The sequence below is a fragment of the Flavobacterium sp. genome, from assembly GCF_043756175.1.
Lineage (GTDB): Bacteria > Bacteroidota > Bacteroidia > Flavobacteriales > Flavobacteriaceae > Flavobacterium.
In genome coordinates this window covers 1-15,991 of sequence record NZ_JAYURN010000058.1, presented here as the reverse complement: position 1 = coordinate 15,991, position 15,991 = coordinate 1, and the positions used below count along the sequence as shown (strand labels likewise).

The 15,991-nt window shown below is 31.9% G+C and carries 17 protein-coding genes and 1 pseudogene; 11 read left to right on the top strand and 7 right to left on the bottom strand.

What is annotated here, in order from left to right:
- Both ACH2BP_RS03725 and ACH2BP_RS03720 read right to left on the bottom strand, forming a co-directional pair.
- Positions 1-647 (bottom strand): sodium/proton-translocating pyrophosphatase (locus ACH2BP_RS03725; RefSeq protein WP_395057135.1); only part of this gene is annotated, 647 nt, incomplete at its 3' end.
- A gap of 105 nt (positions 648-752) precedes the next feature.
- Positions 753-1,283, bottom strand: a complete 531-nt coding sequence (locus ACH2BP_RS03720; RefSeq protein WP_395057133.1) for an inorganic diphosphatase — start codon at positions 1,281-1,283, stop codon at positions 753-755.
- 171 nt (positions 1,284-1,454) lie between these two features.
- Between ACH2BP_RS03720 and ACH2BP_RS03715 the strand changes: the two genes are divergently transcribed.
- Entirely contained in the window at positions 1,455-1,898 is a 444-nt protein-coding gene (locus ACH2BP_RS03715; RefSeq protein WP_395057131.1) for a DoxX family protein, read from the top strand.
- Here the strand turns inward: ACH2BP_RS03715 and ACH2BP_RS03710 are convergent.
- The 4 genes from ACH2BP_RS03710 to ACH2BP_RS03695 form a co-directional block, all read right to left on the bottom strand.
- Positions 1,895-2,497 (bottom strand): DNA-3-methyladenine glycosylase family protein, encoded by a 603-nt coding sequence (locus ACH2BP_RS03710; protein WP_395057129.1) that lies wholly within the window; start codon positions 2,495-2,497, stop codon positions 1,895-1,897. The genes ACH2BP_RS03715 and ACH2BP_RS03710 overlap by 4 nt on opposite strands.
- 222 nt (positions 2,498-2,719) lie before the next feature.
- A complete protein-coding gene (locus tag ACH2BP_RS03705; RefSeq protein ID WP_395057127.1) occupies positions 2,720-5,212 on the bottom strand; it encodes a DUF5686 family protein in 2,493 nt (830 codons plus the stop codon).
- 139 nt (positions 5,213-5,351) lie between these two features.
- Complete coding sequence (locus ACH2BP_RS03700; RefSeq protein WP_395057125.1) at positions 5,352-6,329, bottom strand: pyruvate dehydrogenase complex E1 component subunit beta; 978 nt, start codon at positions 6,327-6,329, stop codon at positions 5,352-5,354.
- Positions 6,330-6,487: 158 nt separating this feature from the next.
- Positions 6,488-7,243, bottom strand: coding sequence for a T9SS type A sorting domain-containing protein (locus ACH2BP_RS03695; RefSeq protein ID WP_395057122.1), 756 nt, complete (start codon positions 7,241-7,243; stop codon positions 6,488-6,490).
- A 166-nt stretch (positions 7,244-7,409) separates the two neighbouring features.
- Between ACH2BP_RS03695 and ACH2BP_RS03690 the strand changes: the two genes are divergently transcribed.
- The 9 genes from ACH2BP_RS03690 to ACH2BP_RS03650 all read left to right on the top strand — a co-directional run bounded on the left by ACH2BP_RS03690 (position 7,410) and on the right by ACH2BP_RS03650 (position 14,202).
- The gene (locus tag ACH2BP_RS03690; RefSeq protein ID WP_395057120.1) at positions 7,410-8,156 is read left to right on the top strand and encodes an electron transfer flavoprotein subunit beta/FixA family protein; all 747 of its coding nucleotides are present in this window, start codon (positions 7,410-7,412) and stop codon (positions 8,154-8,156) included.
- 140 nt (positions 8,157-8,296) lie between these two features.
- Positions 8,297-9,265 (top strand): electron transfer flavoprotein subunit alpha/FixB family protein, encoded by a 969-nt coding sequence (locus ACH2BP_RS03685; protein WP_395057118.1) that lies wholly within the window; start codon positions 8,297-8,299, stop codon positions 9,263-9,265.
- 178 nt (positions 9,266-9,443) lie between these two features.
- Positions 9,444-10,058, top strand: a complete 615-nt coding sequence (locus tag ACH2BP_RS03680; protein WP_395057116.1) for a bifunctional nuclease domain-containing protein — start codon at positions 9,444-9,446, stop codon at positions 10,056-10,058.
- Between the two features lie 62 nt (positions 10,059-10,120).
- Positions 10,121-10,480: a four helix bundle protein gene (locus ACH2BP_RS03675; RefSeq protein WP_395057114.1), complete on the top strand. Its 360-nt coding sequence runs from the start codon at positions 10,121-10,123 to the stop codon at positions 10,478-10,480.
- Between the two features lie 48 nt (positions 10,481-10,528).
- Positions 10,529-11,353 (top strand): thymidylate synthase, encoded by an 825-nt coding sequence (locus ACH2BP_RS03670; protein ID WP_395057112.1) that lies wholly within the window; start codon positions 10,529-10,531, stop codon positions 11,351-11,353.
- Positions 11,354-11,395: 42 nt separating this feature from the next.
- The gene (locus ACH2BP_RS03665) at positions 11,396-11,725 is read left to right on the top strand and encodes a 2TM domain-containing protein (RefSeq protein ID WP_395057110.1); all 330 of its coding nucleotides are present in this window, start codon (positions 11,396-11,398) and stop codon (positions 11,723-11,725) included.
- Positions 11,725-12,213, top strand: coding sequence for a dihydrofolate reductase (locus ACH2BP_RS03660; RefSeq protein WP_395057108.1), 489 nt, complete (start codon positions 11,725-11,727; stop codon positions 12,211-12,213). The genes ACH2BP_RS03665 and ACH2BP_RS03660 overlap by 1 nt, the downstream gene beginning before the upstream one ends.
- Before the next feature lie 541 nt (positions 12,214-12,754).
- Positions 12,755-13,486, top strand: a complete 732-nt coding sequence (ubiE, locus tag ACH2BP_RS03655; RefSeq protein WP_395057106.1) for a bifunctional demethylmenaquinone methyltransferase/2-methoxy-6-polyprenyl-1,4-benzoquinol methylase UbiE — start codon at positions 12,755-12,757, stop codon at positions 13,484-13,486.
- 8 nt (positions 13,487-13,494) lie between these two features.
- Positions 13,495-14,202 carry a porin family protein gene (locus ACH2BP_RS03650; protein ID WP_395057104.1) on the top strand — a complete coding sequence of 236 codons (708 nt, stop codon included), beginning with the start codon at positions 13,495-13,497 and terminating at the stop codon, positions 14,200-14,202.
- 20 nt (positions 14,203-14,222) lie between these two features.
- Here the strand turns inward: ACH2BP_RS03650 and ACH2BP_RS03645 are convergent, their stop codons facing one another.
- Positions 14,223-14,954 (bottom strand): TrmH family RNA methyltransferase, encoded by a 732-nt coding sequence (locus ACH2BP_RS03645; protein ID WP_395057102.1) that lies wholly within the window; start codon positions 14,952-14,954, stop codon positions 14,223-14,225.
- A gap of 36 nt (positions 14,955-14,990) precedes the next feature.
- Between ACH2BP_RS03645 and ACH2BP_RS03640 the strand changes: the two are divergent.
- Positions 14,991-15,991, top strand: a pseudogene (locus ACH2BP_RS03640) (outer membrane protein assembly factor); the annotation flags it as partial.

The following is a 15,991-nucleotide window of genomic DNA, read 5'->3' as shown; positions in this document are numbered from 1 at the left end:
ATTCCAGCTTCAACTTTACCAACTAAATCTGCTCCGACATCGGCAGCTTTTGTGTAAATTCCACCACCAACTCTTGCGAATAATGCGATAGATTCTGCACCAAGTGAGAAACCAGCTAGAGTTTCTAAAACGATTGTCATGTCTTCGGTTGATGTCCAAGCACCACCCATAAACATATTATATAGTATGATGAAAAAACCTGTCAAACCAAGAACTGCTAATCCAGCAACTCCTAATCCCATAACTGTTCCACCACCAAAAGAGACTTTTAATGCTTGTGGCAAACTTGTACGAGCAGCTTGCGTAGTACGAACGTTAGTTTTGGTTGCAATTTTCATTCCCATATTTCCAGCCAATGCCGAGAAAAATGCTCCAATTATAAAGGCTACAACTATTAACCAATGTGTTGTTGCGCCAGGCAATAATGTCAAACCAAATAAAACAACACTTGCTCCGATAACGAAGAAAGTCAACAAACGGTATTCAGCTTTTAAAAAAGCCAAAGCTCCTTCATAAATATAATCTGAAATTTCTTTCATTTTACCGTCGCCAGCGTCTTGTTTTAACACCCAACTTTTTTTGATTGCCATAAAAATCAATCCGATGATTGCCATCACTATTGGCACATAAATCATTATTGTATTCATAAAATTATTATTGGTTAGTAATTTAGTTTTGGTAAATTTAACAAAAACAAACAAAAAAGCAACACTCTTTACAGAATGTTGCTTTTTTTATATTATTAGAAAAATTTATTTGATACTAAACAATCCCTCTGGTTTATTTTCGATAGCTTCAAAACGATCAGTACATTCTTTTATAATTGCACGAGCTTCGTTTACATCGCCCCAACCTTCAACGTCTACTTTCTTTTTTTCTAAATCTTTATACACTTGAAAAAAGTGTTCGATTTCTTTTAGCAAATGAGGATTTATGTCAGATAAATCGTTTAACGAATTCCAAATTGGATCTGAAACAGGTACACAAATTACTTTTTCGTCCGGTCCTTTGTCATCGGCCATATGGAAAACACCAATAGGTTTTACTTCTATTACACAACCAGGAAAAGTTGGCTTTGTTACTAATACTAATACATCTAATGGATCTCCGTCTAAAGCTAATGTTTCTGGAATAAAACCATAATCTGCTGGGTACATCATAGACGAGAACAACATACGATCGAAACGCATTCTTTTTAAATCGAAATCATATTCATATTTGTTTCTACTTCCCCTTGGAATTTCGACTAAAACGTCGAAAGTTTGTACTTTATCTGCTATCATTTCTAATCTTTTTAATATTTTTAAGCGGGTGCAAAAGTAATCAATTTTTATAAAAAATAATCTGCTTACATTAAAAAACTAATCTCTAAATGTAAGTTTATTTTTTACTGATTATTAAAAGTGAAATTATATTACTATTTTTGAAATAACTAACCAACCAAAAAACATATTATGAAAAAACTATTCTTCTCAGGAAATGTAATTAATAACGATTTAGGATTATTAATTATTCGTTTAATTATTGGAGTATTAATGGCTCTTTATGGCTACGAAAAATATACTCATTTTAACGAAATGGCTGCTTCCGAATTTTGGATGAAAAATGTAAGCTTTTTTGGAATGTCTAGCAAAATTGCCTTAGGACTAACTGTTTTTGCCGAATTAGTTTGCAGTTTATTTCTAATACTCGGGTTGTTTTCTCGTTTTAGCCTTTTTGTTTTAATGTTTTGTATGGGTTACATTTTCTTGGTAGTTTTCCCAATGTCTATTTTAGACAAAGGAGACAATGGTTATCAGTTTAATGATGCTTTTGTTTATTTCATGATTTATTTAGGACTATTTTTTACAGGAGTTGGAAGATACAGTTTAGACTCAAAGTTATTTTCGAGACGTTAATATTCTATTTTTCTGTTGCGTTTTCGCAAATAATGATGCCACAATAAATAGGTTGCCGTACTGCGATATGGTGACCAATTTTGAGCATAGATTTCCATTTCTGGCTTGTTGTGAATATTGAGCAATTCTTTTATTGTATTTACTACAGCGATATCACCGAGTGGAATAATATCTGGCGTTTGCAAACAAAACATAAGGTAAACATCTATGGTCCAGTTGCCAATTCCTTTTATTTTGATGAGTTCTTCTCGAACTTCTTGCGCTGTTTTGTTAGGTAAACTTTCTAAAATAATTTGTTTGTCTAGAATAGCTTCCGAGAGACATTTGATGTATTTTGTTTTTTGTCGACTTACACCACAATTCCTATATTCTTCGTCTGGAAGTGACAATAGATTTTGAGGCTTAAAATCTTGAACTTTATTTCTTAATTTTAAATATGTTGCTTTTGCTGAATCGATAGAAACTTGTTGTTCGAGAATTAGCAATGCTAATGTTTCAAATCCTTGTGGTCTGGAGGGAATTACTGGAATTCCGTACTGGTCGATTATAGTTTTAAAAATCGTATCTTTTTCTGACAGATAGTTGATGGCTTGTTGCATGATAATTTATTTCAAAATTCGTTATTCAAAATTCGTTGTTTAAAATTCAATTTTTTTAAATTCCTTAAACCATATAAGTTCATTTAAGTTGTAATTCTTTGAATGTTGAACAACGAATTTTAAATTTTGAATAACGATGTTGATGTAGCCCAGATAGTAGCGACATCCTTTTTCTTGCTTCTTTAGCAAGGAAAAGATATAGCGCATAGCTGGAAAAGGCTTCTAGAAATAAAACCCAAAAGACCCTTTTATAGTGAATCTTTTAGCTTCGGGAAGCTCTAAATAACTGCCTCGCCATGCAAAATCGATACGAAATACTTTGAAAATATTTCCTATTCCCGCATGGTATTCCCAGTAGCCATTTGTTGGCGCTTGATAGATTAATCCAGAGGCGTTTATTGCTCTATTCTGGTCCGAAACGTTTCCATAAACTGCTTTTACGCCTACTATTTCTCTCCAATTTAGTTTTTTCATAAATGGAATTCTGGAGAAAATTCGACCATTGAAATGTTGTTCTAAATGCAAGGAAGCATACTGATCTGTTACGAATTCATAGTAATTCATTAAATTATACGTGTTGTCTATCACAAAATAAGACTGGTTTCCTGGAACTACGGCAAGCAATCCTAATGGCACTGTGCCAAATACTTTTCCTACTTCGACTGTCGAGAATAATCGTCCCATTCCGCCCATATATATTGGTTGACGATAATATAATTGTAGTTTTTGGTACTCGAAATCACTATTAAAAACACCTTTAAAACCTTGGCTATAATTTACAAATACTCGTGAGTAATTATTATCTACTTCTAATCTCTCGACACCATAACCTACGGTTTTCCTGTTGGGTGTAAAGTCTACTCCTATTGTAACTTCTGCTTGTTTTACATCAGTTTTTATAGTTCCTGTAGGATTAGAAACGCTTGGCAAATCTGTGTAATAATCTAAACTAAATTTTGGCGATGCAGATTCTAAAGTTCTGTATGAAAACCCAGTTTGAAAAATTAAATCTTTTATTGGTTCAATTTCGGCAGCGAAAGAGCTTAAATTCACATTCGTTAATTTACTATTATCTCCACTTGAAAAAAATGAAGAAGAGGCAAAACTTCGTCCCAAAACATCATTTGAAGTGGTTAAACTCACACCTATTTGTTCTACATCACGACGGTTTCCTCCAGAGAGTATGATTCGGTTTTTCTTATCGATCATCCATTTTCCTGAAACCCCAAATTTGAATTTATTGTCTTTAAATCCGTAGGCAGTATAAGCTTGTATACGCCAAGGGTCATTTGTATTAAAGTAAGTTCTTCCACCCACCCTTAGTCTTTGTCCTTCGACATCGTTGTATCCAAATATGGAAAATATTGGACCATAATCGATAAATCCTTTGTTTATATAACCGCTTCCAAGTATGGAAACAATATTATACAATTGTTTGAATTTCTTGACGGTTTTTAGCGTATCAAGCATTTTGTAAACTCCAGCTTCGTCTTTATTTAAAGATTCTGCTCGATTTTCTTGCCAATATTCATCGGACTTTGCATAAACTGATTGGTCGTAATTATTTACATCATCCTTATAAAACTTGTCTGGTTTTACTTCATTAAATTTATGGTCATTATACAAAGTGGTTCTTTTACCATAAACACCCTTCGATTTTTCTTTTTTGTTTAAAGCAAAATCCGACATCATGTGATCACGCTTTAGAAGAAAAACAGAATCATTTAAGACATCAAATTCTTGTTCGATATAAATATCTTTTACCCAGTTTATATTGGCACTTTTTGAAGCGGTAAGGTTTATTTTTTTGATGGCAAATGTGGTGTCATTTACCCAAAAATCTCCTTTAAACGTCAGTTCATTTTTTCTACGTGGATAAAATACAATATTATAACACCATTTTTTATCGATAAATGTGCTGTCGCTTAAAACATAATTATAAGTATTGATCCCTGTTTTAGATAACGGACTTACGAAATTCTTATCGAAGAAATTAAGGTAATTATCATAAATATCATATTCTGAATACAAGTCTTTTATAAAAGTATCCACCCCATTTCCTTCGCCTATTCCTGAATTTTTGTTGGCTTTTAAAATTTCTTTTGTTTTACCATTTGTGTTGTCTCCATAAACCTCAGATAATGATTCATTTATAAAAATGGGCAAATATGTTTTTCCAGTTATTTTTGAAGTGTCTATTTGTTTGAAAATAAATTCCAATCCTTTGAAAACTCTGTTTTTCATAAAGGCAGAATCGATAGTATTCATATCAAACTCTACTTTTTCATATTTATTCATTTGATATTGGTTGAACTGATACAAACCATTCTTGCGTTTGCGTTCCCATATTTTTCGAAGAATATCAAGTGCTGGATTGTTCTTTTTAGAGGTTTTCCCTGAAAATATTTTAACTTCATCTAACGTATTTGCTCCTGCAAAAGAAATTTTCATATCATAATTTACCGATTTGGTAAGAACAATATCTTTACCTGGGAAACCCACATAAGATACTGATAAAATTTTTCTATCAGATTCAGATTCTAAATAAAATCTTCCATTTTCGTCAGATGTTACACATTCTCTGGTTCCTTTAAAACATACATTTGCATAGGGAACTGTTGTATTAGTATCGTCGTAAATAACACCGCTCACTTTAGTTTGTGCAACATTACTTATTGAAAGTAAAAAACTGAAGATTATAAATATTTTTTTCATACGTATTTGAAATAAAAAACTTCATCAGTTAATGATGAAGTTTCAAATATAGTTTTTTTTTAGACTACTTAGAATGTTAGACAATTAGATTTTTAGACAATATAAAAACTAAGTAAATCTAATAATCTAAACTGATAATCTATTTATACATTACTTTTTTAACCGCTTTTACAACATCTTTTGCATTAGGCAACCATTCTTTTAGCAAAGTTGGCGAATATGGTGCAGGTGTATCGGCAGTAGTGATTCTTTGTATTGGTGCATCAAGAAAATCGAAAGCACGTTCTTGAACAATATAAGTAATTTCCGAAGCTACAGAAGCAAAAGGCCAAGCCTCTTCGAGAACTACTAATCTGTTTGTTTTTTTAACCGAAGTTAAAATTGTTTCATAATCCATAGGACGAACAGTACGCAAATCGATAATTTCACAAGAAATTCCTTCTTTTTCCAACTCGTCAGCAGCAATATGAGCTTCTTTAATAATTTTTCCAAAAGAAACAATCGTTACATCAGTTCCTGCACGTTTGATATCGGCAACTCCAAGCGGAATAATATAATCTCCTTCTGGCACTTCACCTTTGTCTCCGTACATTTGCTCTGATTCCATAAAAATTACTGGATCATTATCACGAATAGCTGCTTTTAGCAAACCTTTAGCATCATAAACCGTACTTGGTACAACAACTTTTAGCCCTGGAGTGTTAGCAAACCAGTTTTCGAAAGCTTGCGAGTGTGTTGCTCCCAATTGTCCAGCCGAAGCAGTTGGTCCACGAAAAACCATTGGCATTGGAAATTGTCCAGCACTCATTTGACGCATTTTTGCCGCATTATTGATAATTTGATCGATACCAACTAGCGAGAAATTGAATGTCATATACTCAACAATAGGACGACAACCATTCATTGCCGAACCTACAGCAATTCCTGCAAAACCAAGTTCTGCAATTGGAGTATCTATAACTCTTTTTGCTCCAAATTCGTCTAACATTCCTTTTGAAGCTTTGTAAGCACCGTTATATTCGGCAACTTCTTCACCCATTAAGTAAACTGTTTCGTCGCGACGCATTTCTTCACTCATCGCTTCACAAATGGCTTCTCTAAATTGTATCGTTCTCATATATATTTTTTGTGTATCTGTAAAATTAAACAGCAAAAATAATTATTTAAAATTAGTTTTAGCAATTATATATTCGATAGTTTTTATTTTATTAAAAATAAAAACTCCCTGAATTCTAATATAAAGAATTCAGGGAGCTAAAAAATTGTGTTTTTTACTTATTCTATAATAATTTTCTTTGTAAAAATTGAATTTTGAGAAACTATTTTCAACAGATAAATTCCTGAACTCAAATTGTTAAATTTTAATTCTTGTTTGGTATAATTATTATTTGGTTTAAGGTTCTCAACCACTTTACCTGACATATCTGTAACAAGTATCTCTTGTATTAAATTATTTTTGTCATTTTCTAAAATAACGAAGTCTTTTGCCGGATTTGGATAGAATACAAAATTCTTTAATTCAAAAGTTTCATTTAACCCTAGAACACTTCCAAATAACTGCACTTCAGCTATTTGAAAAGTACTTTGAGTTCCACACAAATTAGTGAAATTTACACGGTAGTAACCATAAGTTATAATATTTGTAAAAGAGTAAGTCAAAACGGTATTTCTAGACTGACCACATACTATGATACCGTTATAAATAGAAGTGTATGTTATACCATCATTAGAACCGGATAATTGAAAGTTTTGAGGGTCTCTATTTGGGATATTATTTGCGAGCGTAATATCAATTCTTACAGCTGTTGAAGGATTTGCAGACAAATTGACTTGAAAACCCATACCATCTGCGATATTTGTATCACCAAATTTAGTATTAATGTCCCCGTCTATTATTTTATCAATTTCGTCTAGAAGTGGCGAACTCACCATTAAATAAGGCGTAATTGGAGTCGTAGGACTAATTAATGGAGATTGACTATAACTTACAGAAGCTGCAATCAATAATAGCGAAAGTAGTTTTGTTTTCATATTTTTGAATTTGAATTAATTTAAATTAATTTAAATTAATTCAAATATAATAATAAAATTAACAATACTCTCATAAAGAGTAAACTTGATTAAAAATATTATGCGTGCATAGTATATTATTTAAAATATTTATCTTATTTTTGTGTTTCAATTTAAGATAAAGAACATGAAAATATTAGTTTGCATCAGCCACGTTCCTGATACTACTTCAAAAATTAATTTTACCAACGGTGATTCAGAATTTGACACCAATGGTGTACAATTTGTAATTAATCCAAATGACGAATTTGGTTTAACAAGAGCCATCTGGTTCCAAGAACAACAGGGTGCAAACGTAACTGTTGTAAATGTTGGTGGTCCAGATACTGAGCCTACTTTAAGAAAAGCATTGGCTATTGGTGCAAACGAAGCAATTCGTATTAATGCAAATCCAACCGATGGTTTTTTCGTAGCAAAACAACTTGCAGAAGTAATAAAAACTGGCGGATACGATCTTGTTATTGCGGGTAAAGAATCATTAGATTATAACGGAGGAATGGTTTCTGGTATGATTGCAGGAATATTAGGTATGAATTTCGTAAATTCTTGTACCGAACTTACTATCGACGGAAATAACGCAAAAGCATCTCGCGAAATTGATGGAGGAAAAGAAATTGTTTCAACAAGCTTACCTCTAATCGTTGGTGGTCAAAAAGGATTGGTTGAAGAAAAAGATTTGCGTATTCCTAACATGAGAGGAATTATGACAGCAAGAACTAAAGCATTAACAATTCTTGAACCTATTAGTGCAGCGTCAGAAACTAAAGCTGTCAAGTTTGAGAAACCTGCCGAAAAATCAGCTGTAAAATTAATAAGCCCTGACAATTTAGACGAATTAATCAACTTATTACACAACGAGGCAAAGGTGATTTAAGATTGTAGAGTTTAGATTACTTTGAAAGCAAGTATAAAATCTAAATTAAACATTTGATTCACTTCAAATTCTAAAATTAATAATCATTTTAGGTTTCAATTTTAAAAACTGAAATCTAAAATCTAAAATCTAAAATTATTATGTCAATATTAATATACGCAGAATCAGCAGAAGGAAAATTTAAGAAAGTAGCTTTCGAATTAGCGTCTTATGCTAAAAAAATTGCCGAAACAACAGGACAAACCGTTACAGCAATCACTGTAAACATGAATGATGTTTCAGAACTTGCAAAATACGGAGTAGACAAAGTACTAAAAGTTAGCAACGAAAAATTGGCTAATTTTACAGCAAAAGCTTACGCTGACGCTATCAAACAAGCTGCTCAAAAAGAAAACGCAAAATTAGTTTTACTATCCTCATCAACAGATAGTTTATATCTTGCACCATTAGTATCGGTAGCACTTGACGCAGGTTTCGCTTCAAATGTTACAGGATTACCAGTAAGTATGTCGCCATTTCAAGTAAAAAGAACAGCTTTCTCTAATAAAGCTTTCAATATTACCGAAATAAATACTGATGTAAAAGTTTTGTGTTTGGGTAAAAACTCTTACGGAATTTTCGAAAATTATGGCTCAGCAACTGCCGAAGATTTTGCTCCAAGTATTTCTGATGCTGATTTTGGTGTCAAAGTACAATCGGTAGAAAAAGGATCAGGAAAAGTAACAATTGCCGATGCTGACGTAGTAGTTTCAGGCGGACGCGGTCTTAAAGGACCAGAAAATTGGGGGTTAATCGAAGATTTAGCTACTGTTCTTGGCGCTGCAACTGCTTGTTCTAAACCAGTTTCTGACTTAGGCTGGAGACCTCATAGTGAACACGTAGGGCAAACAGGTAAACCAGTAGCAACTAATTTATATATTGCAGTAGGAATTTCTGGAGCGATTCAGCACATTGCAGGAATCAATTCATCAAAAGTAAAAGTAGTTATCAATGCTGATGCTGACGCGCCTTTCTTTAAAGTTGCCGATTACGGAATTGTAGGTGATGCTTTCGATATTCTTCCAAGATTAACCGAAAAATTAAAAGCTTTTAAAGCACAAAATAGCTAGTTTTCAAATAGAAAATTACAAACAAAAAAAACTATCTAATTATTTTATTAGGTAGTTTTTTCTTTTTAGAAGCAAAAGTTTTTTGTTACTTTGCAATACAAGATTTAGGGTTTTTAATAAACCTTTAGAAAAAAATAATAGCTTTTGATTTTAAAAATCAAAAATCTAAAATCCAAAGATGAGTTTAGTAAAACTAACAATAAAAGGAATATCATACAGTCAGACACAAAATGGCGCATATGCACTTATTTTGAATGAAGTAGATGGCGATCGGAAATTACCAATCGTAATTGGCGCTTTCGAAGCACAATCAATCGCGATTGCGCTAGAAAAAGAAATAAAACCACCACGTCCACTCACGCACGATTTATTTAAAACATTTGCAGATAGATTTGACATTGTAATCAAACAAGTTATTATTCACAAGTTGGTCGATGGTGTTTTTTACTCCAGTATGATTTGCGAACGTGACAAAATTGAAGAAATTATAGATGCCAGAACTTCAGATGCTATTGCTTTGGCATTACGTTTTAACGCACCTATTTTTACTTACAAAAACATATTAGACAAAGCAGGAATTTACTTAAAAATTAATCCCGATTCAGAAAATACAGAACACGATTTAGACAGCGTTCTTTCTGCTTCCGAACCTTTTTTAGAAGAAAGCAACGATAGCAAAAATTTATTTGCAAAACACAGTTTGTCCGAACTTCATGAAATGCTAGAAACTGCCGTACATGATGAAGATTACGAAAAAGCAGCCAAAATTAGAGACGAAATTTCGAAAAGGTAATTTTTTGGTAAAAGGTTTTAGGTTTGAGGTCTTAGTCTTGAAAATGCACAAAAGAGCACTAAATGAGAAATTTTAAAGAATTAGAAGTTTGGAAAGAATCGAGAATTCTGACAAAAGAAATCTACATATTAACAAATTATTTACCACAGGAAGAAAAATTTGGTTTAATATCTCAAATTAGAAGATGTGTTATTTCAATTCCCGCAAATATAGCTGAAGGTTCTGCAAAAGATTCTCAAAAAGATTTTCTTCGTTATTTGCAGATAAGTTTAGGTTCAAGTTTTGAATTAGAAAGTCATTTAATTCTTTGCATCGATTTAGGTTTTTTAAATCAAGAATTAACCGACGTTCATTTGCAAACTATCGAACGTTTACAAAAAAGAATAGCTTCACTAATAAAATATGTAAAGACTCAAATTTAAAGTTTTTTGGTTCCAAAACCAAAGACCCAATACCTAAAACCCAAAAAAATGAAGCAATACCTAGATTTAGTAAAACACGTTTTAGACAACGGAACACAAAAAGGTGATAGAACGGGAACGGGAACAAAAAGTGTTTTTGGTTACCAAATGCGTTTCGATTTAGCCGATGGTTTTCCTATGGTAACAACAAAAAAATTACATCTAAAATCTATCATTCACGAATTGCTTTGGTTCCTAAAAGGAGAAACAAATATTGCTTATTTGCAAGAAAACGGAGTAAAAATTTGGGACGATTGGGCAAATGAAAATGGTGAATTAGGACCCGTATACGGTCACCAATGGCGCAACTGGAATAGCGAAGAAATTGACCAAATCAACGAATTAATAGAAACCCTAAAAACGAATCCGAACAGTCGCAGAATGCTCATTTCTGCTTGGAATCCTTCGGTTTTACCAGATACTTCAAAATCTTTTGCTGAGAATGTTGCCAACGGAAAAGTAGCTTTACCACCTTGCCATGCTTTTTTTCAGTTTTATGTTTCCGAAGGGAAATTATCTTGTCAGTTGTACCAGCGTAGTGCCGATATTTTCTTAGGAGTTCCTTTTAACATTGCTTCTTATGCACTATTTACAATGATGATTGCTCAAGTTTGCGATTTGCAATTGGGAGAATTTATTCACACTTTTGGCGATGCACACATTTACAATAATCATTTCGATCAAGTCGAATTACAATTATCGCGTGAGCCAAAACCACTACCAAAAATGATTTTAAATCCTGAAGTTAAAAATATTTTCGATTTTAAATTTGAAGATTTTACGCTAGAAGGTTATGAGGCACATGCACATATAAAAGGAGCGGTTGCTGTATAGAATTCCAAAATAAATTTTATCTTAGCCGTAATTTAAAATAATATGGAAAATTCTCAACACGAACAATACGAATATGCCAGACAACGTTTGAAGCAAAAAAAACGATTGTATTATCATTTTGTGTTTTTTGTAATGCTCAGTATATTTTCTATAATTATTAATAAATTATTAGGCGTTTACCCAGAAACACATTGGTTTTTGTGGGTAATTACCATTTTAAGTTTTTTATTTGTCTTGCATTTTATTAGGGTTTTTATTACCGATAGCTTTATGAACAAAAACTGGGAACGCACACAAATAGACAAACTTATTGCCAAACAAGAACGAAAAATAGAGCAACTACAAAAAGATTTAGACCAAAATAATAATTAATGATAACAATTATTGCAGCTGCTGGCGAGAACAACGAATTAGGAAAAGACAATCAAATAATCTGGCATTTACCTGATGATTTCAAAAGATTTAAAGCCTTAACTTCTGGTCATCATATTATTATGGGAAGAAAAACTTTTGAAAGTTTCCCAAAACCATTACCCAACCGAACTCATATTATTATTACTCGAAACAAGAATTACACCGTTCCAGAAGGTTGTTTTGTATTCGATTCTATCGAGAAAGCCATAGCCATTTGCCCTAAAAATGAAACTATTTTTATTATTGGTGGTGGCGAAATTTACAAACAATCTATAAATATGGCTGATTGTATTGAGCTCACTCGTGTACACAATACTTTTGATGCCGATGCTTTTTTTCCTGTAATAGATACTACAAAATGGGAATTAGTTTCTTCTCAATTTCATGACAAAGACGAGAAACATGACAATTCTTTTGCTTTTGAAACTTATACAAAAACAATTTAGCCCAGAAAATACTGACTTAATTACAAACAAAAAAACACCTCAAAATGAAGTGTTTTTTTTATGCTAATAAGCTGTTTTGATAAAAAATCTAATTCAACAGTCAAAATCTATTTTGTTTCTTATCGTTCAACTAAACTTATATTAGCCAATAAAAAACGAGAAAAATCTCTAACGTTGTACCTCCAAATACCACTAAGAAAGTACTGAAAAAACTAAAATTTCCAAAAACAAATTTAACCAAAGAACGTTTGTGCACTTTTAATTACAATTGAAAATAAATCAATTGCCGATTCTGATGAAGAAAAATAACAAATTGTGCTAACTTATTACATTAATCTAAGATTACTAGAAACAATCATCAAAAGAACTTTATTAGACTATAAATCTAAAAAAACATCGTAATACAGACAATACCAAATATATAGTATTTCTACATGTAACTAATTTTGGTTAGAAAAGCGACTAAAAAGTTTAATTTACCGATGATTTACCATTTTCTAAAAATTCGGAATTTAGTTTTATATTTGCTAAAATATTTTTTATGTCTATCAGCACAAAACCGTACAAAGATTCTGAACTTGGAAAGAAAGAACAAGTAGCAAAAATGTTTGATACTATTTCATCAAAATACGATAACCTGAACAGAGTTATCTCTTTTGGTGTCGATATAAAATGGCGCAAGAAAATCCTAAAAATGATTGCGGCTAAAAAACCTAAAAACATTCTAGATATCGCTACAGGAACTGGCGATTTAGCGATTTTGTTATCTAATACAAATGCCGAAAAAATCATAGGATTAGATATCTCGACAGGAATGCTTGAAGTAGGAAAACAAAAAATAGCTCACAAAAATTTATCTGATAAAATAGAAATGATTCTGGGCGATTCAGAAAAAATCCCCTTCGAGGATAACGCTTTCGATGCAGTAACGGTCGCTTTTGGTATCAGAAATTTCGAAAATCTAGAAATTGGACTTGCCGAGATACTACGTGTATTAAAACCAAATGGTATTTTTGTTGTTTTAGAAACATCGGTTCCAGAGAAATTCCCTTTCAAACAAGGTTATCGTTTTTACACTAAAAATATTTTACCTATTATTGGCAAGATGTTTTCTAAAGACAAAGTAGCTTATCAATATTTATCTGATTCGGCTTCTATTTTTCCATATGGAGAAAAACTAAACAATATTTTACAAAAAATTGGGTTTATAGATGTAAAGCATTTACCACAAACATTTGGTGTAGCAACAATATATTCAGCTTCTAAAAAATAAGAATCACAATGAGTAAAAAACTCTTATTATTATTAATAATAACTTCAACCGTTAGTAACGCTCAGGTTTTCAGCAGAAGTATGTTTGCAAAAAAAGCACTTGTGAATCTTGAAAATTTCGACAAACAAAGAGTACATTTTGGATTTTATTTGGGTTTTAATAATTATGATTTTAAAATAGACAAAAAATACGACGACGAAGATATTATTGTAGATAGCCAGACTGGTTTTAATGTTGGATTAATAACCAATTTACGTCTAACAGAATATATCGATTTGCGATTTGAGCCTGGTTTGTATTATGGTCAGAGAAATTTGCGTTTTCCGCATATTACTGATAATGTTGATGCACTTCGTGAGGTAAAATCCACCTATATACATTTTCCTTTCTTGCTAAAATTTTCCTCAAAAAGAATAGGAAATATTAGACCTTATGTGCTTGGTGGCATATCATCTGACATAAATTTATCTAGTAATGCCGATTCTCCAGATGACAATTCGAGTAATAGATTCAGAATGGTGAAAAACACAAGCAACTACGAAATGGGGCTTGGAATTGACTTATATTTTGAATATTTTAAATTCTCGCCTTCCTTAAGAGGTGTTTTTGGAATGAAAAACGAATTAATTCAGGACAATGATCCAAACAGTCCTTGGACAGGAAATATAGATAAACTTGCGACTCGAGGTATTTTTATAAACTTTGCTTTTCATTAGCAACTTGCTTCGCCTGTTCGCTATCGCTCGAGTCTCTTAAATTCGCTCAAAACAATTGCTGTTGCTGTTGCAACATTAAGACTTTCTGTAAGTTGTAAGTTTCCAAAACGAGGAATAGCGATTTTTTGTGTTACTTTTTCTTCAATAATTTTAGAAATTCCGTTGGCTTCGTTACCCAAAACAATAACTCCAGAAGTAGGCAATTGTGTTTTATAAATGTTTTCGCCATCCATAAAAGTACCAAATACTTCTTTTTTTGTATTTGCTAAATAAGTTTCAAGTTCTATATAAGAAATATTAACTCTACCTATAGAACCCATTGTAGCTTGTACTACTTTAGGATTGTAGACATCGACCGTTTGCTCTGAACAAACAATCTGAGTAATCCCAAACCAATCGCACAAGCGTATTATTGTACCTAAATTTCCTGGATCACGAATATCATCTAGCGCCACTATCAATCCGTTATTCTCAATTTGTTTTTCATTCGGGATTCTAAAAACCGCCAAACAATCATTTGCTGTGGTTAATGCCGTTATTTTTTTTAAATCGGAATCAGAAACCATTATTTTTTTTGAATCTGAAACATCAGTAAACAAAGGCTTTGTAATATACAAATGTTCTAATTCGAAATTAGATTGTAACAATTCCTGAATCACTTTTGTGCCTTCGGCAATAAATAATTGGTGTTCTTTTCGGTATTTTTTTTGAACTAAACTCGTTATAAGTTTTATTTGGTTTTTACTAACCATAAAAAAGTGTATTTTTGAAGTAAATTTCAGAATCGTTTGAGCAATATTACTACAAAAATATCATTATTTATTCTAATTGCGGCACTTATTACTGCATGTAATGTGGTAAAAAAAGTTCCAGCTAACAAACACCTTCTGCTTAAAAATGAAATTCTTGTAAACGGCAAAAAAAATACCGAAGAAGATATCATTGCACAATTAGTACAACAACCCAATACTTCTATTTTTGGCTATAAGTTACGTTTGAATATGTTTAATCTTGCCAAAAGCAATACGGACTCTATTTTTAAAGCAAAATATATTACAAATCCGGGGAAATACAAACGACAATCAAAATTACTTTCTAAAAAACAAGTTGACAGACTAGGGCAGTCTTTTTGGTATTCTGGCTGGCATAGTTTTTTGAGACGAACTGGAGAACCTCCTGTAATTATTGATACATTAAAAGCAAAACGATCTTTAAAACGTTTGAAAGCTTACTATTTTAACCAAGGTTTTTTTGACGCCAATGCTAAATTTACTCCAAATTATCTTGAGCAAAAACGAGGTAACATAAATTATACTGTAACTACAGGAGAACCTACTTTTTTAGATACTATTTCACGAGAAATAGAAACGCCAGCACTCGATTCGTTGTATTTGATTTCTAAATCTAAATCTTATATTAAAGAAGGACAACAATACAAAGCAGAAAATTTTAGTAACGAACGTTCTCGAATTACTAATTATTTTAGAAATCATGGTGTTTACCATTTTCAGCAACAAAGTATTTATTTTGAAGTTGACACTTTAAATCCAAACCACAAAGCTCCTGTAAAAATAAATATTACTGATAAAGTTAATAAGATTGGGGATTCTATTCAATCAATACCATATAAAATATATCGCATCAGTCAGGTTAATATTTTTACAAATGACATTGATTCAAAAAATAGAACTCAAATTGATAGTGCAACCTATAAAAACTTCAATCTATATAGTTCAAACAAATTAAGATACAGACCCAAAGCCATTGCCGATGCTGTTTTTATACAAAA